This window comes from Pseudomonas helleri (genome assembly GCF_009600315.1).
In the GTDB taxonomy this organism is placed as follows: domain Bacteria; phylum Pseudomonadota; class Gammaproteobacteria; order Pseudomonadales; family Pseudomonadaceae; genus Aquipseudomonas; species Aquipseudomonas helleri_A.
Genome location: NZ_WIWC01000013.1, coordinates 89,536 through 111,372, shown reverse-complemented (window position 1 = coordinate 111,372; position 21,837 = coordinate 89,536). Strand labels below are relative to the sequence as shown.

Below are 21,837 nucleotides of genomic sequence, written 5' to 3'. Positions count from 1 at the left end.
GATGGGCCTGGGGGGATGCTGGTGAATCAAAACTCGAAATTTGATGTAGTGGTCATTGGCGGTGGCCAATCCGCGCTCACCGTAGCCTATTTCTTGAGGCGTACAGGCCTTTCCTATGTATTACTCGACGCCGAGTCAGCACCGGGAGGGGCCTGGCGGCATGGGTGGGATTCTCTCCGACTATTCTCGCCGTCTGCTTGGAGCTCTATTGCCGGCTGGCCCATGCCAGCAGTATCCGGGGGGACTCCTGGGCGGGACGATGTTATCGACTATCTAACTCTGTACGAGCGTCGATATGACTTTCCCATCATCCGATCCACGCGGGTAAACCGTGTCGAGAAAATCGAAGACGGATTACGGGTTGTCTCCGAGGGAAGAGCCTGGGTGGCCAAAGCGGTTATCAGTGCAACAAGCACCTGGAGCCGCCCATTTATCCCAAGCTATCCCGGACAGGAGTTGTTTCTAGGGCAGCAGCTTCATTCCGCTCATTACGTTGGGCCGGATGAGTTTGAGGGGAAAACTGTCCTTGTCGTCGGTGGTGGCAACTCGGGAGCCCAGATTTACGCCGAGGTTTCCAAAGTGGCTCAGGCAACCTGGGTAACTCAAGAGGCCCCGAAGTTTCTACCTGATGAGGTCGATGGCCGCGTCCTGTTCGAGCGAGCTACTGCTCGATTGAAGGCGCAGCAGGAGGGCCTGGAACCTCAGCAGCCGCCAGGAGGGCTCGGAGACATCGTTATGGTTCCGTCGGTCAGGGACGCTCGCGAACGCGGCGTGCTGAATGCCGTACGACCATTCAAGCGCTTCACTTCGACAGGCGTTGTGTGGTCATCAGGAGACGAAACAAAGGTGGACGTTGTCATCTGGTGCACGGGATTTTCTCCCGCGCTCGACCACCTGAGCAGCCTGGGCGTTGTAGGCCTGGACGGTAAAGTGGCTGTGGACGAAAATCGAAGTGTTGCGTCACCCAATTTGTGGCTGGTGGGTTACGGCGATTGGACGGGGCTCGCCTCTGCGACATTGATCGGAGTAACCCGCACCGCTCGGGATGTAGTCAAGCAAGTGCAAAGCTATCTCACAGATGCAGCACGATAGCTCACGCCCAGAATTCGAGTGGACTACTGTGATGCGACTTCAAGCTCAGGAAAGAGAATAGGCTCCAGTGGAGGAGTTGCCGGACACAGCCCGAGTCGCCAGTAGCCGACGTCGTGCCATTTCCCAAGCTTGAAGCCTACCTCCGGATATGTGCCGATGTGGACGAACCCCAGCGACTCGTGCAGGCCCACACTGCCTTCGTTTGGCTGCGCAATTCCGGCGTACGCTGCGCGAAATCTCTGCTTATCAAGAATCGGAAGCAAGGTCTCATAGAGCTCACGGCCAACGCCCTGCCGGCGAGCTGATTCAGCGACATAAACCGTCACGTCAACAGCCCATCGGTAGGCCGGACGAGCCCTGTGTTGGCTTGCGTAGGCGTAGCCCTTGATCTCGCCATCCTCTTCAGCCACTAGGTAGGGATATGTCTGAAGTGTCGTCGCTATCCGCTGAGCAATTTCCTCAACGCTTGGCGGGGTCTCTTCGAATGAGATCGCTGTATTTAGAACAATGGGAGCATAAATGCGCTGGATGGCTTCTGCGTCGGTGATTACTGCCGTACGAATTTTCAAACCCTTTACAGCCATCGTGAATGATCTCTCGTTGAATAGCCGTCGTTCGGCACTCGGAATCTAACTACACTCGCCGCAGCGATGCATTTCTGACTGAAGCCGGTGACTGGTATGACTTAGAGGCAGAAACGACCGGCATGGCCAATGTACCTGTTGGGCGCGCTCGTAGGCGATCAAAATTCGCATTTGGTGAATCGAAACTCATAAATGTTAGCGTTTTCGCCTGCTTTAAAGCATTTTTTATAGGTTTTCGAGGATTTTTGAGTGAAAACTCAGATTGACAAATAGGCAATTTATTTACCGTTCGTCGGCAATGTCCATTTTATTTTCACCCCCCCCCTCTTGAAAATTTTTAAGCGAGACGGAGTTCTTATATTTGAGAGCAAGATAAAAGCGGCAGTGGCCCAGGCACCGCTTTTCTCACAGGATTTCGCCGGCTTTTACATCTGATATTTACGGCTTCTAGATCACACGGTTTTGAGGACTGAAGGTGAATTTGAGGTTGGAATGGTGGGGCTGGGGGCGGAGGAGAAATCGCTTTACTTTGCAGCCGTAGGCTGCTGCTTACGCTTTGACGTCAAACCAATAGGGCTTTTTTGCTGGGATCAGTCCGTCTGAAATTCCACCCGTCTCGTACAACAGGCGTCTGCAAACGTCCGCCCCCGTCATATTTCTAACGAAATGCATTTGCTGACCCTATACGCACGTTGAAAATTCTGGCCTGTAAACCAAATTTTTACACTGTAAACTCCTGTGATTAACACGTTAAAAAATTGGTTTACAGGGTGCACCTGAATTCTGGCCGCGCTTGGGGTTATGTTGCCAATTTATGGATAATGCGAGCCCGACATCGGATCCTATGACCCCACTGTCTGATGGCCAGCTCTGGTCTCTTGCCTGCGAAGCCTATGGGGATGATCTCCCTGTAATCCTTCTATCGCTTTTAAGCGCCTACGAGCGTCGTCCTGGGCTGAATAATCCTATCCGTGTTCACAGGTCGGTTATCGGCGTTGATGGCTTTACAGCGCTTCGAGAGGCCCTTGTTACACAGCGCTCCAATGGTTTCCATCAGCTCGACGGTTGCTTGGAAATCCGTGAACCTTTGGCTTGGCATCTCGTACGCCATCTGCAGCAGAAGCTGATAATCGATGGGCATGCCCCTGCTTCAATCCGCGACCAGCGTTTTGCGGCAGACCTGGGGCTTTAAGTTTGTCCCGTTGAGACACTTAGTCGACCATTGGGTTGATACGATCCTGATCGTCATCAGTCTGTCGGCCTCTCTGCCCGACCTCGATCGCTGCTGTTCGGACATCCACTCGCCCGCGTCGCTGAACTCTTGCATCATTTCTGCGGAACCCCATTAGTGTCAGGGGCTCCGGAGCTTTCTTGTTCTGCGTCTCCGCAAGAGAAAGAGAAACGCCCCGCATGGGCGGGGCGTGGTTACCAGCGCCGAACTCAGCGCTCTTTGTTCGCCTGTGAGAGCACGGAGCCGGCCAGGCTCAACACCATCTGGCTGTGGCCCGACTCACCCAGAATTTTGCTGGCGAGCTCCTCCATCCGAGCGCTGGTTTGCTTGGTAGTTGAGGCCTGAGAAAGCGCCGAGCCAGCCAGCTCCTTGGCCAAAGCCGAGGATTTAGAATCAAGCAATACAGCCGAGGCCAGGCTGGCGATCGAACTGCTGGTTTGTTTCGCGTTAAAGCTCATATTCTTACCTTCTGATCAGAGATTAAGTGCCCCGGCTCAGCGCTAGCGCATCGAACCACGCGTCACCTTTATTTGACGCGGCAGTTCGCAATTCGATGTAATGCGTTCACTCAAGTCAGGTTGACTAACCGTATGGCTTTGAGAGCGGGTGGGTCACGGAACGTTTGGCGACCTAACGTGACCACTCGCTGAACTTGCCTCCCGTATAGGGATACGGTACTGCAAACACCATATCTTGGGTGTTTTTGGCGCAGCAGCCACAAGATGAGCGATTTTCGCGCGGTTATCAAGCGTTGAAGACACACATGCCCTGTGGATAATGTGTGTATATCCTGTTGGCCGTAGAGCCCAAGCTGCATACCGCTTGGCTTGCAGCGAGCCCCAAAAATTTCGAACTTTTTTCCGCTGGCCATTACGTGATTCGTCGTGAGGCTCTGAAACGCTCATGCATGCTGAACTGGCGTCGATGGGGCCAGGGCTGCCTAGAGGTAGTCGAGGAAGATCGATCCATCGTGCTCTTTGCGCACAAAGGACAGCTCTTCGGGGTATCCATCGACGCCAATCAGCTTGACTACACCGTCCGCACGCTCGTGCATGCAAACCAGAGTACACGTCGCAACCTCGGCGGCGACCTCGGCTTCATGGAGGCTATAGCGTGGGATGTGGTAAGTATCGCCGGCTTGAAGGCAAAGGCGATGTGTTTCGACTACCGCTTCACGCAGCTGAGTTTTACGCAGGGTATTCGCCGTCTGTTGAAGGTAGCGATTCCCTTCATAGATCACTTCGTACACCGGGTGGCCCGCAGTAGATCCATCGGTAACGGGCGTGCTGATGTACTGAATGTTAGTCAGCGTGCCGACCAGTATTCTGCTGCTCACATGCGTATCGTGCAGGTGGATGCGAGCGGGCATTCCCGTGATCTGGCGTACGCCGTTGGGCCAGAGATGCAGGCGCCATTGCTCAACGTCCGAGCGTTTGAGCAACATGACGTAGAAGCCATGCGGATGCTTGAGGCATTTGGGGGTCTTCTGGTTGATCCAGGCTTTCAAGGTATCCTTGATGAAAGCATTTGAGAGACCGGCAAGATCATGGAGGTTGAGAAAGTCCAGATCAGCTGACATACGGGGAGCTTTCCTTTACCGAAGCTTCCGCAGCCGTCACCACGTCCGACGGTATGATGCCCAAACCAAACATGGACTGGAGTACCTCGCTGGGGGCGACCTTGGTAGGTATCTCCACGCTGGCGGCCTCTCTGCGGATCAACCCCAGCTCATGCGCATACGCCGCATAGTCTCGATGGGTGCGGTGGTAGCGGTAGGCGAAGTCTTTGGGGTCTTCGCGTGTGATGATCAGCTCTTGAGACGACCCTTCGATCCGGAATGTCGACAGCCGCTTGCTTAGATAGAGATGCACGATGAGCAGAGAGGGGTAGTCCATCTGGGCCCTGGCAATAGTGAGGATGGTCGCCAGTACTTCAGACTTAACGTAATTCACGCTCCACAGCTTGCTGTCGAAGGTCGCGCTTTGCCGAAAACGAGCGTACTGCTCGCACAGCGCGTCGTCCCTGAAGTCGAGCAAGATTGCTTCGATCCGGATCGGCTGGCGATGTCTCTTTGCCTGCTCCAAGAGCTTCGGAAGGGTGTCTGCGCGAAAATGCCGACCCGTCCGCACACTGATCTGATAGTCAACGGATTCGGCAACGATGCGATCAAGATTTTGCGAGATGTCCTGAGGCAGAACGACCGCAGCTTTCTGGACTTCATTCGGGTCAACGAAAAACGAAATGTAGAGCGTGGACAGAATCGCAAACGCACCACTAGCCACCACAGACGTCAAGAAGCTGTTGAACGCAGTTAGTGCGGGAGAGGGTTGCGGGATGCTTGCGATCCACAGGATGGCCAGGAAGCACAAGGCGAGCAGAGTGCAGCTGGCGATCAGGAAGCTGCGGCGTTGATGAGCCGAGCTGAAAATGCCGGACAGAGACATGTCGTCTACCTTGAGAATTCCGTTTCGGTCGCGGATTTTGCTCGGCGTGATGGCGTAATGCAAGCATGAAGCCTCACAAGCAACGGGCGCTGCGATCCGAAAACTGATCCGAGGGTGCAAATCCGAATGCTTAAGCTAGGCTCAGATCGAAGCGATCTAGGCGAAGTTTTTTCCGCTGATCAGCGCCAAAATCGAGTCTCGAATCACCGCAGCGAATGGATGAAGAATCGTGTGACATGTCACAAAGGAGTATCGCTTTGCATGATTCCTTTATGCCATACTCAATTCACTAGGCGATTTTCGCCGGTTGATCCCGCTCCAAATCGGCTGCGTGAAAGGCGCAGAATTCACGATCAACACCCAGCAGTGACGGAGGCGTTTCGCTTCCTGAACCCGGAATAAACGTGGCAAAGGTATCTGCATGGCAGGTGCTTGAGATGAACGTAATCGTAAGCTTTGAGTCGAAGCAGTGAGTGAAGCCGTCTGTCGGACATCTGTTTGGGGTGCTGACGCTGTTGATGGCGGATTCGTATAATCCTCACCCTCACGAACCATGGCGAGCTGTACCCGCTTCGGCGTCGTAAGTGTCTAACGTAAGAAAGTCCGTAAGTCAGCAAGACCGCACCACCGGGAACGTGGGCAAAAAGGGGACAGAAAAATGAGCGTTGAGCTTTTGTATGAGAAGGCCAGGAAACACATGGGCGCGACGGAAGAGGAGCGCCTACGAAAAGCGCGAGCCCGTACCTTCGTGATGACCAGAATCCTAGCCAAGCAAGCCAAAGCCCAAGCCGTGACTGATGAGATGCTTGCTCGTACCTGCAGCCTCTGAGTTTTTCTGACCTGAAAGCAGCCCCTCGTGGCTGCTTTTTTTTGCGCATAGAACAATGACTCCATACCTCGTCACGGAATTTCAGGCCGAAACGCTGAGCGCCCTGATTCGCGAATGCTTTGGCTACGAATACCTGCAGATCTTTGACAAAGAGCAGGTGAAGTACCTCTACAACTACCTCTGTCACATCGGTGCCAAGTCGATCCTGCTTGAGCCTCGGTACACCGATCGTGACTTCCTAGAAGACTATTCGCGCTACTATCTGAAGCGTTTCCGTAACGACGGTCAGGTCTGCGGGCGGCTTCATTTTTTCAGCTGCAAGCTTGACCATAAATCGCTTGATCGCATGATGATCGACAGCGCGCGCCAAGACCTGTCCCGGGCTTCGCTGCAGGACAATTACCTCGGCTTTGTGGTGATCAAACCGCTCGAAAAGACCTTCATCGGCAAGACATGCCTACGCATTGCCGGTGATCACGGCACCGGGCCAGGCACGAAGAAAAAAATTGCCAAGCGCTATGACGTCAATCTGTTCGGCATCAAGCTGCATGTGAATTCGATTGCTTTCCAGGAGCAGGACAAGGTCGTCGCCGCCTGCGCGACCACTGCGATCTGGGCTGCGCTGCATGCGCTGCCAGGGCGTGATGTGAAGTCTGTCCCATCGTGCAGTGAGATCACCACCGCTGCACTCAATTTTGTGGATGGCTCGCACAACGGTTTCCCGAACAAGCACCTCACACACAAACAGATCCAGCGATCGCTCGACGTTCAGGGCTTTCGGTACCATTCCACCACACTCACTACTGAAACCCAGGGCTGGTTCCACAGCTACGCCTCTTCGCATATCGACAGTGACTTGCCGATCATTCTGGCAGGCGTCGTGTACGGGCCGGAAAGCAGCACGGCTGCTGACAAGCAGATGAAGGAAGCTGAAGCGCTGGAGGTGTTGGGGGAGTTCGATGAGCTCGACGAAACCGAGCGCGAAGAACTGAAGCTCGCAATGACGACTTCGACTTGCCAACCGATGTGCTTGAAAGGTGGCCATGCGGTGACGCTGGTGGGATATGACTTCCGAGACGGCAAAGAATGGCTCTACGTTCACGATGACCGTTTAGGCCCTTATGCGCGGGCGAAAATTGTCCCTGCGCAAGCATTCATCAAGGCTCAAGAAGACATTGGCTCTGTGGCCACTGAAGAGGTGAAGGCGTTGCTTTGCGAGCGCTGGGCGTTGGAATTCAGTCAGTGGAGCGAAAAAGCACAAGACTGGTTGCCGCCACATGAAATCCTGGTACCTGACCTCGGTATCGTTCCGGCTGACAAAAAGGCCCGTCTCGACTTCAAGTATGCGTACGGGACTGCAGGAACCATCCTCAGCCACCTCGAACGTTGGATGGTGGGCATCTGCGAGGAATCAACACTCAAGCCTGAGAAATGTTGGCACTCGATCAAGCTGGCGTCCATTTCTCAGGTTCGGGATGAGATTACCGGTCGACCCATTGGCTATGAAGTAGGCGACACCCTTGATGCCGGCGCCGAGACCCCTGTCGCGACCGCCGAGGCCATCGAGCGTTGGAACGCACACAAGTTGAGCGTCCTCACCGCACCAATGGCCCGCCTCCAGTGGAGCATTGACCTGTACTGGGGAGATCGAAAGGTGTTGAAGGTGTTGCTCGATGCCACGGACACGCCTTTGGGGGATGCTGTCTCAGCGATTTATGAACACGACTTGTTGTTCGGTGCCCTGTTCCTTAGGTGGTTCAGGGATCAGAAGGCCAATGCTCAGTACGTCGATGTTGAGCATTTCTACAGCTCGTTCTTGAAGGTGTTGGCCAAGCAAGACCAGGACTACGCCAATTACTTGAACACGACCTACGGCAAATTGCGCGCTCCCAAGCGGTTGGAGAAAAGCGAAATCACTGCTGAGGGGAAAGGCGCCAACCATACCGCGATCGAGCGATTCGACCCGCTGGCCAAGGAGCGTACCTTGGTGCGGAAATTCCCGCAGGTCGTCAAAAATCCAAAGACGAAAAACCTGATATGGGCGATCGGGAAAGACGGCAGCGTGTTCGTCGCTGAAGATTTGAAAGATCCAAAGCGCGGTCACCCGAGCATGACAGGCCTACAGGCAGCCCGGATCGCCGGGGAAATGTGGTGGCGACCCAAGGGAGGGAGGAAAGGCGTGTGGGGCGTGAATTACGGCTCAGGCCGCTACAGCTTTGACTACACCAATCCTCGGCCTTTCCTGGCCAACGCGATCACCAAGATCGCTTCTTTCTTCCCCGAAGACAGGTTTGTGGAAGAGAAGATTCGCTGAGGGACTGCGGGCGCTCACCAGGGCGCGTCTTCTCAATGTTCGCAATCGCGAGACTCGCCCAACCCAAGCCTTCCATTGACATCATCGTCACTTTTGACGATGATGGGGGCATGAGATATCCAGGCGGGAAGGGCAAGTGCTATCAGCGCTTGATCAATTTGATGCCTCCGCATCAGACCTACATCGAGACGCACTTGGGGGCGGGCGCAGTCCTGCGTCACAAAAAAACTGCAGCTCGAAACATCGCGGTGGACGTTGATCCTGCCGTTCATGACACGTGGACTGATCACCAGGTTGAAGGCCTTGAGCTCATCCTGGGTGACGCGTCGAGCTATCTGAACAGTTTCACTTACGACGGCAGCGAGCTGATCTATGCTGATCCTCCGTATGTGACAGAGACGCGTCGTCGCCCCAAGATCTACCGGTACGAATATGATCAGAGCCAGCATGAACAGCTGCTGCGTACGTTGTGCAGCGTGCCGTGCAAGGTGATGATCTCCGGCTACGACAGCGCCTTGTACAACGACATGCTCCATGGATGGAGGAAGGTCACGTTTACGGCCAAAACGCACACGGATCTGCGGGAGGAATGCGTATGGATGAACTACGCTGCCCCTCAGGAACTGCACGATAGCCGTTACCTGGGCGATACGTTCCGGGAGCGTCAGACCATCGCCAGGCGTCAGTCACGACTGCGTGATCGTATCGCGGCGATGGAGTCCGTGGAGCGCAACGATTTCTTGCACTGGATCGCGCAGACCTATGGCCCCGCTCAGGAGGCACGATGATGCAAAGCGGCGTAGTGTTTGTTGAGTCCACGCTGTACCAGCGCGACTTTCCTGATGCCAAGATCGAAGTGCTCCCGGGCGTTGCGTGGGGATTGATCGAAGCATTCCCGTCCCCCGCTTACTGGGCTTATCAAGTATGGGCAAACGACCAGGAACCTGAGCCGCTCAACTACAAGCTGGGAGCCACGTTGGCAGAGGAGGTCGGGGCATGCGTACTGGGCGGCCACGGAATTCCAGCGAACGTCGGACTGGCAGCATTCGCCCACCTGAGAAACCATGGCGCTTTTGAAGGGGGCCTGCCTAGTGAGGAGCAGCTGCAGGCGTGGCTAACCGTTCCGTTGAATATCGGTAGCCGCTCGGTACGCTACCGTTTTGCCAAACAGAAAGCGCGTTACCTGCACGCCGCGCTCGCTGCTCTGGCCGCAGGGGGCTATCCCTTGAGTTCCGGGCGGGCGCTTCGGGACTGGCTACTCAAGTTGCCGGGCATTGGCTACAAAACCGCTTCTTGGATTGCTCGCAACTGGCTCGATGCCGACGATGTCGCGATCCTGGATATCCACATTTTGCGCGCAGGGGCGTTAGCGGGCTTTTTTACGCCTGGCCTCACGGTGGAGCGGCACTACCTGAAGCTGGAAGCAGAGTTTCTTGCGCTGAGCAAAGCGATTGAGGTTCGGCCATCCAAGCTCGACGCGCTGATGTGGTACCAGATGATGTCCGCGCGTTCCGTCGTGCACAGCCTGCTGAACCAGACCGGCTTGAAGGCAGCCTAGTCCCTCAGTGTCGGCCCGCCCACTAGGACAAGTCCCACGCCGGTAAGCACCCCTGGCGGGGCAAGTCGACTGGCCCAGGGCTCCCCCGTGATACCCAGTGGGCAGAGCACGCAGTCTAAAGCCTCAGCTACCACTGCCATCACCGCTAACAGTGCCCCTGCATCCCGCCAGATCAGGCTTTCGCCGTGTTGGTATTTGGCAGCTGTTTTCCCAAGCTCGGCCACCAGAAGCAACCGCGTCGCCTGCTCGCTGGGCAGGGTTTGCTGACACTGCTCAGTCAATCCTGCGAGGGCCTCCAATGACCCTGGTATCGCAACGAGGCCGTGCCGGCGACTGTCGTAGCGGCACCAGTTCGCCGCGCCCGGGAGGTGGGCCAGGATGTGGATGGGGTGGATAGCGCCAGCAGATGGGGTGGGCCGAAGCTCCAGATCGAAGCCGTAGTCGGATTCGGCGATGGCTTGTGTACGTGTACTGCGCCACAGTAGCTGGCTCAACTGATCATCGCTCAAGGCCTGGAACGTTCGCCTGGTGCGTCTGTTCTCCAGAAGGTAGAAGATGTCCCGCTCGCGGACACCTTCTACCTCGGGCAACGCATGAAAACGGCCATCAGGCCAGGCGTACGGCTGATAGTGCCCTGGCTCTGGCCTTACGGTTGGGCTACTCAGCGTGATCCAGTCCATGCTCGATCTCGTGCCAAACCTCAAAATACTTGTAGCAGCCTCGGCAGTTACCACAGGGCACGTTTGATTTGTGGCAGCTATGAGCCCAGGCGAGCATTGAGGATGGGACGTTGGCTTCTTTGACTAACTCGAACGTGCTCAGATGAATCGCAGGCGCCTCGACGGTCATCTCACCTTCTTGGATGACCATCAGCTGGTTGATCGCCGCGATGAATTCCGGTGTGCCGTCGCGGTGTGAGCCATCCGACTTCACAGTGCCCAGGTAGAGCGTGTTCACACCCAGGCTGATTGCCTTCATGGCCGCCAGTGTGACGAGCAGCTGATTGCGATAGGGCCACCAGTCACTTGCAGGTGCATGTGCATCAGCCTTGCCGCCCGCCATGTCGCCGGAGCCGACAGCGCGGCAATCGATCGAGATGACATGGTGCTCAATACCGAGCTGTTTACAGAGGGTGGTGGAGGCGGAGATCTCGGCCTCTGCGGCCAACTGGCCATAATTCAGCGTGATACCGACTTCGGGACGCAGCCACCAGGCGATGGCGAGTGAGTCCATGCCACCTGACAATAGAAGAGCGCGCTTCATAGTTCTGCTGCCTTCCAAGCGGTCTGGTAAATGGCGGTCACGAAGTCATCGGAGATGATACAGCCGGATCCGGCCATCATTTTCTGATCCTCCTCCGACTCGTTTTCCACGTACAGGATGACGGGCTTCTTGAGTGCTCGCGCGTAGCCGATCTCATAGATCGTGCCGGCGTCGAGACCATCACCGATAGCGAGCATTAGATCGCACTCATGAATGGCCTCAAGATCCTGATGCACGACTTCCTCTGCGGGCCCGTGCCCGACGTCATGCACCGGAGAGAACACATTCAGCCCCATCGCCAGGAGCTGACTCCGCGCTTCTTCGACCAGCCAAAGCTGTGACAACGAGAAGAAGGGGCCTGCCAGATATACCAGAGGGGCTCTACCGCTTTTCGACTTCTTCGGCATGCTGGCCGCGTCGGGGTTGTACGCGCTGAGTTCAGCCTTCGACGCGAAGCCTTGGGACTCACAATAAAAGGCGGTTGCCCGTGAAGCCAGCATCGCCGCTTCCAGTGGGGGCAGCGCCTCCTCAATCCAGAAGTAGGCAAAGGTCGCGACGAAGACGTCTCCTGACCCGACCTTCCAGACCTTGGGCGTCACGAATGAGGGGATGTGGTGTGTCCGATCTTCATGCAACAGCAGTGCGCCGGCTGGGCCCATCTTGATGATGACGATTTCGGCGTGCTGCGACTTGGCAAGGGCGCGGGCCAAGTCAGTTGCGCTCAGATCACTGCTGTCATGCAACGCTTCAGCTTCGTTTCTATTTAGGACAAGTGCCAGTCGCTCTGCCTTGGAGCCGTTCTCATGGAACGGCGCTGGGGCGGTGGCGCTCTGTGGGTCATACACCGCCTGGCGTGCATCCACAACGCAGTCACCTTCCAGGAAGCCAAAGCGTACGACGTTTGCTGCACATACTTGCAGGCTGTGCTGTTGCTTGGGCGAGGGATGTAGAGATGGATGAGACAGTCCGTGGGTATAGCGGAATTGCAGGCTGCGATCAATGGCATGGGGCTCTAGCGTGAAGCCTTCCAAAGCCGACCTCAGGCGAAGAATCGACTCTGCGGTGCTGTCTACATAGGTCGTGAGGTTAACCGTTCCACCCAGGCGCGCTATCGCTGTAGCGCCTCGACCGCCCGAGCCGAAGAGTTCCTGCCATGTGGGGCACATGCACTGTTCGTAGTAAACCCCGCCAACGACGTTGATCATTAAGTCACTCCTGCTTGACCGGAGAGATCTTGAGCGCAATCTGGCCACCCACTTTGGACGTGACAAGCGCGCGGTACTGCGTACCGTTTTGAATGCAGGCGATCAGCCGAATCGCTTTCGGGGATGCGATACCTCCTGCAACGTGTCCATTCCAGACAGCAAGGGCGGAAAGTTCACTGCCTGCGACGCCTACTGTCATTTGCAGGGTGTCGCCGACTTTGATCTGCTCAACCACATCGGCCTTCGGAGAAGCAAGGTGAGTCTGAAGGTAGAGCCTGTCACAGGCGGTCTCTGTCGGAGCTCCCGCTATGTAGTCCCGGAAAAGCTTGCCATCTGAACCTGACATTACGTTCCCCAATATCCCTATGTGAAACAACGCAGCTAATCTTGGCGTCAAACCGATGGCTGTTGACAGCGGGATGACTAATGCTAGAGTGCCAGCACTCTAACCCTGCCGGCTCCAATTTGCCAATAGGCTACCGAAAGCTGTTGGCCTTACGCTCAGGGCTCAAGCATGCCAAGTTCAGCGGTGAACGCTAGCATGGCTCAGTTCGTGCTAACACAGGGCAGTGTTTGCTGATGTCGAAAATCCTCGATTTTGAGATTAAGAACTACAAAGGCATAGTCAGTACGCGCATTGAGCTCTCAGGCAAGAGTGATACGCCGATTGTGATGCTGATCGGCCTAAACGAAAGTGGTAAAACTACCATTCTCGAAGCGATATCGCAGTTCGTCAGCAGCGATAAGTCGGTCTCCAGTCTCTACGAATTCAGTCCTGAGAATAACGAAGAGTTCACCTTCATTCCCGCCAGCCAGAAGGGCTCGTTCAAGGGAACCGTTTCTGTCGCTGCCACGGTGCAGCTGGACGAAGACGAAATAACTGCGATCGAGAAGATGGCAGAAGAATTCGGGCTTTTAGTCGACAGAGAGGCTTTGGGCAAAAAGTTTCGGATCACCAAAGAAATCAGCTTTGCGAAGAATCCGAAAGGCGAAAGCACGGGCAGCCTCGGCTTGGAGCTAAATGCCAAACGGCCAAGGGAAGCTGAGTTTGAGCCTTATGCGCACCCTGATAAACCTGACGAGGATTTGTGGGAGCGGGTCGCCGAGCTGGTGGTTGAGGGTGTGCCAACGGTCGCCTACTTTCCAACATTCCTGATCAATGTGCCTGAGGAAATTGAACTGGCCCCGTTTCAAGGGGAAAGTTATGAGCAACGGCACTATCGGGAGATCCTAGCAAAGATCATAGCGTCTACAAGTCAAGATGTAGACGAACATATCAACAGGCGCATTGCGCAGTACCGTGAGAAAAATGGCCCTCAATGGCTCGATACCTTTTATCGAAGCCATGAAAAGAATCAGATCGACGCAGTGTTCAAGAAGGTCTCGCAAGCGCTGACAACTGAGGTCATAGGTGGCTGGCAGCGTGTGTTTTCGCGCGAGACGACAGCAAGACGAATCGAACTGCAGTGGTCTGTTACGGGGGCTGACACACCCACGGCAATGGTTTCATTTGCTGTGAGCAATGGAGACTCCGATTACAAAGTCAGTGAGCGTTCGATTGGTTTCAGATGGTTTTTCACCTTCCTGCTACTGACACAGTTCAAGGGTGAAAGCAGCAAGCAAAAGACAATTTATGTGTTCGATGAACCTGCCGCCAACTTGCACAGCCGTGCGCAAGCTGAGCTGTTAAAATATTTTGATCAGATGGTCGGCAGTGGAGACAAAATCATCTACTCCACCCACAGTCATCATATGGTCGATCCGAGGTGGCTCTCAGGCGCTTACATCGTTGAGAACCAGTCAGCCAAGCATGATGAAGCAGACGGATATGATCTGGAGTTCCTGCCGGCAAAAATCGCCGCGATCAAGTACAAACAGTTCATAAACAATTTTCCGGGCCGGACGTATCACTTCCAGCCGGTCTTGGAGAGGCTGCAATATGTCGTTCCAGAGATAGTCGGCTCAGCCCCTTTCGTAATTTTGGAGGGGATCTCGGATTACTACGCCTTCAAAACGGCATCGATCACGTGTGACATCCCGATAAAATTCACGATCGTCCCTGGCGTCGGTTCGAGTGCGCTTGGGAATCTGATCAGCTTTCTGATGGGGCGAGACGAGAAATTCATCGTTCTCCTAGATGACGACAAAGCCGGTCGACAAGAGCGTGAGCGATACCGGAAAAAGTATCTCCTACCTGATCGGCTCGTCATTACTTATGCCGATATTGATACGGCCTATGAGACCGGAGCGCTGGAGTTCCTTGTGGGTGAGGACAGTCTCAGGATTGTCCAAGACAAGCTGAGCTTGAGTACATTGCCCAGCAAGGATCAGTATGGGCTGTATCTCGCCGAGCAGTACCATAAAGCGGGAGCACGCGCGGGCATCTTCTCCCCGCAAGGGCTTGAGAATTTACACGCAGTGCTTCGTTTCCTTGCCCGGCAGTTCGAGCAGTCTTGAGTAGATCCGATAGCCCTGGATTTTGATCTTCGTGATCATCTGCTCTCCTTAGGTGAATGGCATGTCCGAGTAGTCGGTGCATTACTCATAGTGGAGCTCACCAAATAGTCCAATCATGAGGTCGCCGTCCAGAATCTCAAAAGGAAGGGTGACGTACTGGTCAGGGTGCCGAGGCTTGGCCTTTCCATCGTGTGGTGCATTCTTTGTGTGCCCTTGAACCTTTTCCCCGCTCTCCTTGATATAGGGAAGCACGACGATCCGGCCATGGTTCTTGGATAAGATCGTTCCCTCGTACCACAAGGTGTTTCCTTCATCGCTGCTGGACTCGCCATCCGTGTTTTTCAGCACCCACCGTGGCACCACGTCGTCCTCATACCAGAACACGAAGCCACCGCAGACCACTACTCTCTGGCCGCGCATCCTCGCCTCGGCAAGCATTTGCTTGACGCTCGCTAACTGCAGCAGCTGATTGGCTCTGGGAAGAAGCAGTGCCCGAATCTGTGCTTTCGTTCTCCCCCAGTGATCTGCTCCCGAAAGACCGAATCCTTTGGCTGTCACCTCTCGCAGGCAAATCTGCGAGCGTTTGGGAGACAAGGCTCCGATCTGTTCCCACGTCTGGTCTTCGGTACGACGAAGGCACATGTTGAATCTCGGGATGGCAACTATCTCCAGGTAAGGAGCGCGCTCAAGCTCCTGGTAGAGGGGTTGTCGCAAGCTTTCCATCGTATTGTGCAGTTTCAGCTCCTGCATGTTGGGACGGGGCAAATGGGCGTTTCGCTTGATTGCTTCGCGCTCCATGAGCTCTTCTTCTGCGTGGATGCGACGCGCCGCCGTCAGTGCTTTCTCGACTTTCAGGGTGGTTGAGCTCTGAAGCACAGGATCTGGTACCGCCTGAGCCACCAGTTCATTGGTGCGGCTGTTGAACTCGTCTGCCGCTTCCATGGCCTCCTCGTAGGAGGCGAAAACAGCCGCCCTCGCATGGCCACTGCCGTTATCGTAGAAGTAACGCTTCCAGGACAGCTGGGACTCGGGGAAGAGCTTTAGTGCTCGCAGCTGCCACGTCCATCCGATGCGGAATTGCCGGAACGGAAGAACTGCCAAGGTGGGCATTGAGTGGTATGGCATCTGATCTAGGCGCATCGATTCTCCCTGCTGTTTGCGTCTTAGCGTCTGCGGAAGCGCTGGAGCTGATCCTAGGGCGATTGATTTCCCCGACACCATGGATAGCACATTGCCAGGATGAGTCAATTTCTTGGCTAGAGGCCCCGTATTTCGGGGCTTCAGGAGAAGATGAGCTTTGGAAAGGACTTTAGAAAACTGGTGGTTTATCCAGTATTAGGGGTTGCGCAGGTAATGTGCAAAAGCTATAATGCACATATACCAAGTTGCTTGGAAGGCATTACAAGTCAGCGTAATGTGCAGTAAAAGTGGGGGGTGAAGTTTTTGGGCACGCCGTTCAACTTGACCGAAGGCGCGGCACTGCTGAGCCTGATTGGGCGCCTGACCGGTTATACGCCGCGCTGGTTCACCTACTTCATCGGCGATGCCCATGTGTATGAAAATCACCTGGACATGCTCAACGAGCAGCTGACCCGCGAACCCTTCCCGATGCCCAAACTGGTGATCTCCGATCGCGTGCCGGAGTTCGCCAAGACCGGTGTGTACCAACCTGAGTGGCTGGGCCTGATTGAGCCAAGTGATTTTAGTCTCGAAGGCTACCAGCACCACGCGCCCATGACCGCGCCAATGGCGGTCTAAACCCCGGGTAAATCCGTAGCAGCTGCCGAAGGCTGCGTCCGGCGGCGCAGCCGTCGTAAAGTCAGACGTCGCGGTCTGTCGTTTGTACCGCGATCAACGCTTTGCGACGGCTTCGCCCTCGGACGCAGCCTGCGGCAGCTGCTACGGGTGAGGGTGTGGGATATCAATGCCCGTGGCTTCTGCCCACATGGCTGGCCTCGCCTTCTGGTGCGGCCACCGAGCCGCTGACCTCCAGACGCTGCAAAATCCCGCAATGATCTTTGTCTGCGCCCGCGCTACAGCGTTGTCGCAGGTCGAGCAGTTGCGCCTGCAACGCCAGTAAGCTGTCGACCCGTGCCTTGACGTGGTGAATATGTTCGTCGATCAGCGCATTGACGCTTTCGCACTGGTCTTGCGGGCTGTCGCGCAGGCTGAGCAGGCTGCGGATTTCTTCCAGGGTCATGTCCAGACTGCGGCAGTTACGGATAAACGTCAGGCGCTCAACATGCGCTTGGGTGTACAAGCGGTAATTGCCATCACTGCGCGCCGGCTCCGGCAGCAGCCCCTCCCGCTCGTAATATCGAATCGTTTCGACCTGACAGTCGGTCAGTTTCGCCAGTTCGCCAATCTTCATCGCGACAATCTCCGAAAGGGTGCTTGACCCTATAGTGGCTACAGGGTCTTTACTTGGCAACAGGCACCTTTATTGGACGCAACCTGATGAGCAACTCCGTATTCACCCCGCACAAGCCTGAACAGAACCATGACCATCATGGGCACAGCTGTTGCGCCCCCGCGGCGGCACCAAGCGTGGTCAAGGTCAGCGACGTTCCCAGCGCAGGCGCGCGCCTGAGCAGTTTTCGTATCGAGGCGATGGACTGCCCGACCGAGCAAACTCTGATCCAGAATAAGCTGGGCAAGATGGCGGGGGTGCAACAACTGGAGTTCAACCTGATCAATCGGGTGCTGGGTGTGACCCATGACCTGCCCTCGACCGATCCCATCATCGAGGCCATCAAGTCTCTCGGCATGCAAGCCGACCCCTTGGAATCCAGCAGCGATGAGGCGCCAGGCCCTGTCGCCAAGAAGCATTGGTGGCCGCTGGCCGTGGCCGGAGTGGGGGCGTTGGCGGCTGAAGTTCTGCACATCACTGATGCTGCACCGACCTGGGTGATTGCGCTGGTAGCGTTGGTGTCTATCCTGAGCGGCGGCCTGACCACGTACAAAAAGGGCTGGATTGCCCTGAAAAACCTCAACCTGAACATCAATGCCTTGATGAGTATTGCCGTGACCGGGGCGGTGCTGATTGGCCAATGGCCAGAAGCGGCGATGGTGATGTTCCTGTTTACCGTGGCTGAACTGATCGAAGCCAAATCCCTCGACCGTGCGCGCAATGCAATCGGGGGCCTTATGCAAATGGCCCCGGATAAAGCCACCGTGCAGCTAGCGGATGGCACCTGGGTGGAGCGTGAAGTTAACGAGGTCGCACTGGGTGACATCGTGCGTGTGCGTCCCGGCGAGCGCATCGGGCTGGACGGCGAAGTGGTGGCGGGACGCTCGACCATTGATCAGGCGCCGATTACTGGCGAAAGCCTGCCCATCGAGAAAACCGTGGGCGACAAAGTGTTTGCCGGCACCATCAATCAGGCCGGGGCACTGGAATACCGTGTCACGGCCGCAGCCAGCAACTCCACGCTGGCGCGCATCATTCACGCCGTGGAGCAAGCACAAGGCGCACGAGCCCCGACGCAACGGTTTGTCGACAGTTTCGCGAAAATTTATACCCCTGTGGTGTTTATTTTCGCGTTGGCAGTGGCGGTGATTCCACCGCTGTTCATGGGCGGAGTGTGGTTTGACTGGGTCTATCGCGCGTTGGTGCTGCTGGTAGTTGCTTGCCCGTGTGCGCTGGTGATTTCGACCCCGGTGACGATTGTCAGCGGGTTGGCGGCCGCTGCGCGTAAAGGCATTTTGGTCAAAGGCGGGGTCTACCTCGAAAGTGGCCACAAGCTCGACTTTTTGGCCCTCGACAAGACCGGCACGATCACCCACGGCAAGCCGGTGCAAACTGATTACGTGGTGCTTGATCCGCTGTTTGCCGACAGTGCCTTGTTACTCGCCGCAAGCCTGGCCACTCGTTCCGATCACCCGGTGTCACTGGCCGTGGCCACGGCGGCTGTGGATAACAATATATCGCTGCTCGCTGTGGATAACTTCACGGCCCTGGCAGGCCGTGGTGTACGCGGTGAAATCGACGGCCAGCTGTACCACTTGGGCAATCATCGTCTGGTTGAAGAGTTGGAGTTGTGTTCGCCCGAGCTGGAAGAAAAGCTGTTCGCGCTGGAAGAACAGGGCAAGACCGTTATTTTATTGTGCGACTCATCCGGTCCGATGGCGCTGTTTGTGGTCGCCGATACCGTCAAGGAAAGCAGCCGCCAAGCCATCAGCGAGTTGCATGAGCTGGGCATCAAAACCCTGATGTTGACCGGCGACAACCCGCATACGGCCAAGGCCATTGCCGCACAGGTGGGCATAGATCAGGCCGAAGGCAATTTGTTGCCAGAGGATAAACTCAAAGCGATTGAAGCGCTGTATGCCCAGGGTCATCACGTGGGCATGGTCGGAGACGGGATTAATGATGCGCCTGCCCTGGCACGAGCCGAGATCGGCTTTGCCATGGCGGCAGCCGGGACAGACACCGCCATTGAAACGGCCGATGTCGCCTTGATGGACGACGATCTGCGTAAAATTCCGGCATTCATTCGTTTGTCACGTCAGACCTCCAGCATCCTCAAGCAAAACATTGCCTTGGCCTTGGTCATCAAAGGGATCTTTCTTGCGATAACCTTCCTCGGCATGGCCACCATGTGGATGGCCGTCTTTGCCGACATGGGCGTCAGTTTGTTGGTGGTGTTTAACGGTTTGCGCCTGTTGCGCAAATAGACCATGAGAGGCCGCAGTGCTGAGTGCCGAGCTGAAAGCGTTTTACCGGGTCGCCCAACTGGGCAGCATTACTCAGGCCGCTAAAAAACTTGGGCTTAGCCAGCCAACCGTGACCACACAGATTCGACAGCTAGAGAGCCAATACGCCGTGGAGCTGTTTTTCCGCGGCGGTCGGCGCCTGACTTTAAGCGATGAAGGCGTGAGCTTGCTGCCGATGGTCAAGGCCCTGATGCAGCAAGAGGCCGAGATTGAGTTCTTTTTGCGCAACAGTGGTCAGGGCGCTGGCACCTTGCGGCTTGCCGCCACAGCACCGTATTACATCCTCGATCTGGTAAAAACCTTTCGCCAGCGCCTGCCGCAGATTGATGTGTCGGTGGACATTGGCAACTCCCAGCAAGTGCTTGAAGCGCTGGACGAATACCGGGTTGATGTCGCTGCGTCATCGCAATTGCTCGAAGACCCCAGGCTGATCCGCCGACTGCTGGGCACCGATCCACTGGTGCTGGCGGTGCACCGCACGCATCCGTTGGCCAAGTTGGATCATGTGCCGTTGAGCGCGCTGGCCGGGCATTGTTTATTGATGCGCGAACCGGGTTCGACGACGCGCAAGCTCACTGAAAAACTGCTGGAAGAGGCGGGCGTTGGCTATGGCCCATTGCTGGAAATAGGCAGTCGCGAGTCGATCCGCGAAGCAGTGCTGCGCAATATCGGTATCAGCATCATTGCGCGTCAGGAAGTGCCGCAGGACCCGCAATTGAAGGTGCTGACGCTGGAAAACGCACCGGTGATTCACGAATACCTGTATTGCCTTAAAGAGCGTAAATCGGCGCGCTTGCCGGCGGCGTTTTTGGGGTTGGCGCAGGAAATGGCGGGGTGCTGATTAATATCAAAAGCCCCTCACCCTAGCCCTCTCCCGGAGGGAGAGGGGACTAAAGGCAAAAGCAGATTTTGGCTACGCCATAGATCGAGCTCCCTCTCCCTCTCCCTCGGGAGAGGGCTGGGGTGAGGGGATAGCTAAATCCACCAATACCACTATCGGCAGCTTTTGCTTCACTGCCACATCTTCTACGCATTGCGTCTCTAGGATTGCTCCATCTGCTGATGAGGTTCATCCATGAACGCAACCGCTTTGACCCAACCCGGCGTACCCATGAAGGTGCGTGATGTGAGCAAGCGCTTTGGCGCTTTCACTGCTCTGGATAACGTCTCGCTGGAGGTGGCCGCAGGTGAACTGGTATGCCTGCTCGGGCCATCCGGTTGCGGCAAAACTACTCTGTTGCGCTGCATTGCAGGCCTTGAGCGACAAGACAGCGGCGTGCTCTATCTGGGGGATCGCAATGTGTCTGTCCTGGCGCCGCAGGCGCGGGATTACGGCATCTTGTTCCAGTCCTACGCACTGTTTCCCAATCTGACGGTAGAAGCCAACATCGCCTACGGCCTCGTCGGCAGCAACCGCGATGTACTGCGTAAACGTGTGGCCGAAATGCTGGCGCTGGTAGGGCTGACCGGCAGCGAAAAGAAATTTCCCGGCCAGCTTTCAGGCGGTCAGCAGCAGCGTGTCGCACTGGCTCGCGCTTTAGCCCCGGCACCTTCGTTGTTGTTGCTCGACGAGCCGATGTCGGCACTTGATGCCCGTGTGCGGGAGCATTTGTGCACCGAGCTGCGCCAACTGCAACGCAGCCTGGGCATCACCACGTTGATGGTCACGCACAACCAGGACGAAGCCATGTTGATGGCCGATCGCATCGCCGTCATGAACAACGGTCAGGTTGAGCAATACGACACCCCGCAAGCGATTTACGACAAGCCCGCCACCCCGTTTGTGGCCGAGTTCGTGGGGCAAGGTAATTGGCTGCCTTTTCAGCAGCGCAGCGACACCCATGCGCAGGTCGGTGGCATGAACATGCGTCTGGCCGCCGATGCCGGACAAGCAACTTCGGGCCGGTTGTTCTGCCGACCCGAAGCAATCAGCGTCAATCCTGCGCGCCATGAAGAGAACCTGTTCCCGGCGCGGATTCAGGAAATCACTTTTCTGGGCAATCGCTGCCGCATGAGTTTTGAGCTCAATCATCTTCCCGGCCATGCGCTCACCGCTGAAGTGGGTACTCAAGACCTGCCGCATTTTGGTGCTCAGGACATCCTAGTTGCCTTGCCGCCCAGCAGCTTGCAGGTCTTTGCTTAAG

19 protein-coding genes and 1 pseudogene are annotated in these 21,837 nt (G+C 56.0%); 10 read left to right on the top strand and 10 right to left on the bottom strand.

Annotated elements, in window-relative coordinates:
* Positions 1–15 precede the first annotated feature (15 nt).
* Positions 16–1,092, top strand: coding sequence for an ArsO family NAD(P)H-dependent flavin-containing monooxygenase (locus tag GHN86_RS10780; protein ID WP_153386529.1), 1,077 nt, complete (start codon positions 16–18; stop codon positions 1,090–1,092).
* Between the two features lie 23 nt (positions 1,093–1,115).
* Here the strand turns inward: GHN86_RS10780 and GHN86_RS10775 are convergent, their stop codons facing one another.
* Positions 1,116–1,676, bottom strand: a complete 561-nt coding sequence (locus GHN86_RS10775) for an arsinothricin resistance N-acetyltransferase ArsN1 family B (protein ID WP_032856852.1) — start codon at positions 1,674–1,676, stop codon at positions 1,116–1,118.
* A gap of 844 nt (positions 1,677–2,520) precedes the next feature.
* On the opposite strand from GHN86_RS10775, the gene GHN86_RS10770 reads away from it, so the two are divergent.
* Positions 2,521–2,868, top strand: a complete 348-nt coding sequence (locus GHN86_RS10770; protein ID WP_141718236.1) for a hypothetical protein — start codon at positions 2,521–2,523, stop codon at positions 2,866–2,868.
* 248 nt (positions 2,869–3,116) lie between these two features.
* Here GHN86_RS10770 and GHN86_RS10765 read toward each other — a convergent pair whose 3' ends face one another.
* From GHN86_RS10765 to GHN86_RS10755, 3 genes are all read right to left on the bottom strand, one after another.
* Entirely contained in the window at positions 3,117–3,365 is a 249-nt protein-coding gene (locus tag GHN86_RS10765; RefSeq protein WP_058410833.1) for a hypothetical protein, read from the bottom strand.
* A gap of 482 nt (positions 3,366–3,847) precedes the next feature.
* Positions 3,848–4,486, bottom strand: coding sequence for a hypothetical protein (locus tag GHN86_RS10760; protein WP_058410832.1), 639 nt, complete (start codon positions 4,484–4,486; stop codon positions 3,848–3,850).
* Complete coding sequence (locus GHN86_RS10755; RefSeq protein WP_141718235.1) at positions 4,476–5,414, bottom strand: hypothetical protein; 939 nt, start codon at positions 5,412–5,414, stop codon at positions 4,476–4,478. The genes GHN86_RS10760 and GHN86_RS10755 overlap by 11 nt, the downstream gene beginning before the upstream one ends.
* Positions 5,415–6,337: 923 nt before the next feature.
* On the opposite strand from GHN86_RS10755, the gene GHN86_RS10750 reads away from it, so the two are divergent.
* The 3 genes from GHN86_RS10750 (at position 6,338) to GHN86_RS10740 (ending at position 10,052) form a co-directional block, all read left to right on the top strand.
* On the top strand, positions 6,338–8,494 hold the full coding sequence (locus GHN86_RS10750; RefSeq protein WP_153386528.1) for a hypothetical protein: 2,157 nt from the start codon (positions 6,338–6,340) through the stop codon (positions 8,492–8,494).
* A gap of 161 nt (positions 8,495–8,655) precedes the next feature.
* Positions 8,656–9,282 (top strand): DNA adenine methylase, encoded by a 627-nt coding sequence (locus tag GHN86_RS10745; RefSeq protein ID WP_228389609.1) that lies wholly within the window; start codon positions 8,656–8,658, stop codon positions 9,280–9,282.
* Positions 9,279–10,052, top strand: coding sequence for an 8-oxoguanine DNA glycosylase (locus GHN86_RS10740; protein WP_228385891.1), 774 nt, complete (start codon positions 9,279–9,281; stop codon positions 10,050–10,052). The genes GHN86_RS10745 and GHN86_RS10740 overlap by 4 nt, the downstream gene beginning before the upstream one ends.
* Here the strand turns inward: GHN86_RS10740 and GHN86_RS10735 are convergent.
* Genes GHN86_RS10735 through GHN86_RS10720 form a run of 4 tightly spaced genes read right to left on the bottom strand, consistent with a single transcriptional unit; the run spans position 10,049 to position 12,866 of the window.
* On the bottom strand, positions 10,049–10,732 hold the full coding sequence (locus GHN86_RS10735) for a SagB/ThcOx family dehydrogenase (RefSeq protein ID WP_058410829.1): 684 nt from the start codon (positions 10,730–10,732) through the stop codon (positions 10,049–10,051). The two genes, GHN86_RS10740 and GHN86_RS10735, sit on opposite strands and share 4 nt — an antisense overlap.
* Entirely contained in the window at positions 10,710–11,315 is a 606-nt protein-coding gene (locus GHN86_RS10730) for a 7-cyano-7-deazaguanine synthase (RefSeq protein WP_058410828.1), read from the bottom strand. Before GHN86_RS10730 ends, GHN86_RS10735 begins: the two co-directional genes overlap by 23 nt.
* A complete protein-coding gene (locus GHN86_RS10725; protein WP_058410827.1) occupies positions 11,312–12,520 on the bottom strand; it encodes a PfkB family carbohydrate kinase in 1,209 nt (402 codons plus the stop codon). Before GHN86_RS10725 ends, GHN86_RS10730 begins: the two co-directional genes overlap by 4 nt.
* Positions 12,521–12,524: 4 nt before the next feature.
* A complete protein-coding gene (locus GHN86_RS10720) occupies positions 12,525–12,866 on the bottom strand; it encodes a hypothetical protein (protein WP_063613477.1) in 342 nt (113 codons plus the stop codon).
* A 233-nt stretch (positions 12,867–13,099) separates the two neighbouring features.
* On the opposite strand from GHN86_RS10720, the gene GHN86_RS10715 reads away from it, so the two are divergent.
* Positions 13,100–14,977 (top strand): AAA family ATPase, encoded by a 1,878-nt coding sequence (locus tag GHN86_RS10715; RefSeq protein ID WP_058410826.1) that lies wholly within the window; start codon positions 13,100–13,102, stop codon positions 14,975–14,977.
* Positions 14,978–15,058: 81 nt separating this feature from the next.
* Here the strand turns inward: GHN86_RS10715 and GHN86_RS10710 are convergent, their stop codons facing one another.
* On the bottom strand, positions 15,059–16,117 hold the full coding sequence (locus GHN86_RS10710; RefSeq protein ID WP_069552305.1) for a hypothetical protein: 1,059 nt from the start codon (positions 16,115–16,117) through the stop codon (positions 15,059–15,061).
* A 303-nt stretch (positions 16,118–16,420) separates the two neighbouring features.
* Here GHN86_RS10710 and GHN86_RS10705 point away from each other — a divergent pair.
* Positions 16,421–16,735 (top strand): annotated as a pseudogene (locus GHN86_RS10705) (thymidylate synthase); the annotation flags it as partial.
* A gap of 163 nt (positions 16,736–16,898) precedes the next feature.
* Here GHN86_RS10705 and cadR read toward each other — a convergent pair.
* A complete protein-coding gene (cadR, locus tag GHN86_RS10700) occupies positions 16,899–17,348 on the bottom strand; it encodes a Cd(II)/Pb(II)-responsive transcriptional regulator (protein WP_153377479.1) in 450 nt (149 codons plus the stop codon).
* An 86-nt stretch (positions 17,349–17,434) separates the two neighbouring features.
* Here cadR and GHN86_RS10695 point away from each other — a divergent pair, with 86 nt between their 5' ends.
* The 3 genes from GHN86_RS10695 to GHN86_RS10685 all read left to right on the top strand — a co-directional run bounded on the left by GHN86_RS10695 (position 17,435) and on the right by GHN86_RS10685 (position 21,836).
* On the top strand, positions 17,435–19,654 hold the full coding sequence (locus GHN86_RS10695; protein ID WP_153386527.1) for a heavy metal translocating P-type ATPase: 2,220 nt from the start codon (positions 17,435–17,437) through the stop codon (positions 19,652–19,654).
* Positions 19,655–19,670: 16 nt separating this feature from the next.
* Positions 19,671–20,534: a LysR family transcriptional regulator gene (locus GHN86_RS10690; protein ID WP_323369152.1), complete on the top strand. Its 864-nt coding sequence runs from the start codon at positions 19,671–19,673 to the stop codon at positions 20,532–20,534.
* 234 nt (positions 20,535–20,768) lie between these two features.
* Entirely contained in the window at positions 20,769–21,836 is a 1,068-nt protein-coding gene (locus GHN86_RS10685) for a putative 2-aminoethylphosphonate ABC transporter ATP-binding protein (protein ID WP_153377477.1), read from the top strand.
* Position 21,837 lies beyond the last annotated feature (1 nt).

Excerpts from the sequence above, each read along its gene's own strand:
- GHN86_RS10780 (WP_153386529.1), top strand. The coding sequence starts at position 16 with ATGCTGGTGAATCAAAACTCGAAATTTGATGTAGTGGTCATTGGCGGT.
- GHN86_RS10775 (WP_032856852.1), bottom strand. The coding sequence starts at position 1,676 with ATGGCTGTAAAGGGTTTGAAAATTCGTACGGCAGTAATCACCGACGCA.
- GHN86_RS10770 (WP_141718236.1), top strand. The coding sequence starts at position 2,521 with ATGACCCCACTGTCTGATGGCCAGCTCTGGTCTCTTGCCTGCGAAGCC.
- GHN86_RS10765 (WP_058410833.1), bottom strand. The coding sequence starts at position 3,365 with ATGAGCTTTAACGCGAAACAAACCAGCAGTTCGATCGCCAGCCTGGCC.
- GHN86_RS10760 (WP_058410832.1), bottom strand. The coding sequence starts at position 4,486 with ATGTCAGCTGATCTGGACTTTCTCAACCTCCATGATCTTGCCGGTCTC.
- GHN86_RS10745 (WP_228389609.1), top strand. The coding sequence starts at position 8,656 with ATGCCTCCGCATCAGACCTACATCGAGACGCACTTGGGGGCGGGCGCA.
- GHN86_RS10740 (WP_228385891.1), top strand. The coding sequence starts at position 9,279 with ATGATGCAAAGCGGCGTAGTGTTTGTTGAGTCCACGCTGTACCAGCGC.
- GHN86_RS10735 (WP_058410829.1), bottom strand. The coding sequence starts at position 10,732 with ATGGACTGGATCACGCTGAGTAGCCCAACCGTAAGGCCAGAGCCAGGG.
- GHN86_RS10730 (WP_058410828.1), bottom strand. The coding sequence starts at position 11,315 with ATGAAGCGCGCTCTTCTATTGTCAGGTGGCATGGACTCACTCGCCATC.
- GHN86_RS10725 (WP_058410827.1), bottom strand. The coding sequence starts at position 12,520 with ATGATCAACGTCGTTGGCGGGGTTTACTACGAACAGTGCATGTGCCCC.
- GHN86_RS10720 (WP_063613477.1), bottom strand. The coding sequence starts at position 12,866 with ATGTCAGGTTCAGATGGCAAGCTTTTCCGGGACTACATAGCGGGAGCT.
- GHN86_RS10715 (WP_058410826.1), top strand. The coding sequence starts at position 13,100 with ATGTCGAAAATCCTCGATTTTGAGATTAAGAACTACAAAGGCATAGTC.
- GHN86_RS10710 (WP_069552305.1), bottom strand. The coding sequence starts at position 16,117 with ATGCGCCTAGATCAGATGCCATACCACTCAATGCCCACCTTGGCAGTT.
- cadR (WP_153377479.1), bottom strand. The coding sequence starts at position 17,348 with ATGAAGATTGGCGAACTGGCGAAACTGACCGACTGTCAGGTCGAAACG.
- GHN86_RS10695 (WP_153386527.1), top strand. The coding sequence starts at position 17,435 with ATGAGCAACTCCGTATTCACCCCGCACAAGCCTGAACAGAACCATGAC.
- GHN86_RS10685 (WP_153377477.1), top strand. The coding sequence starts at position 20,769 with ATGAACGCAACCGCTTTGACCCAACCCGGCGTACCCATGAAGGTGCGT.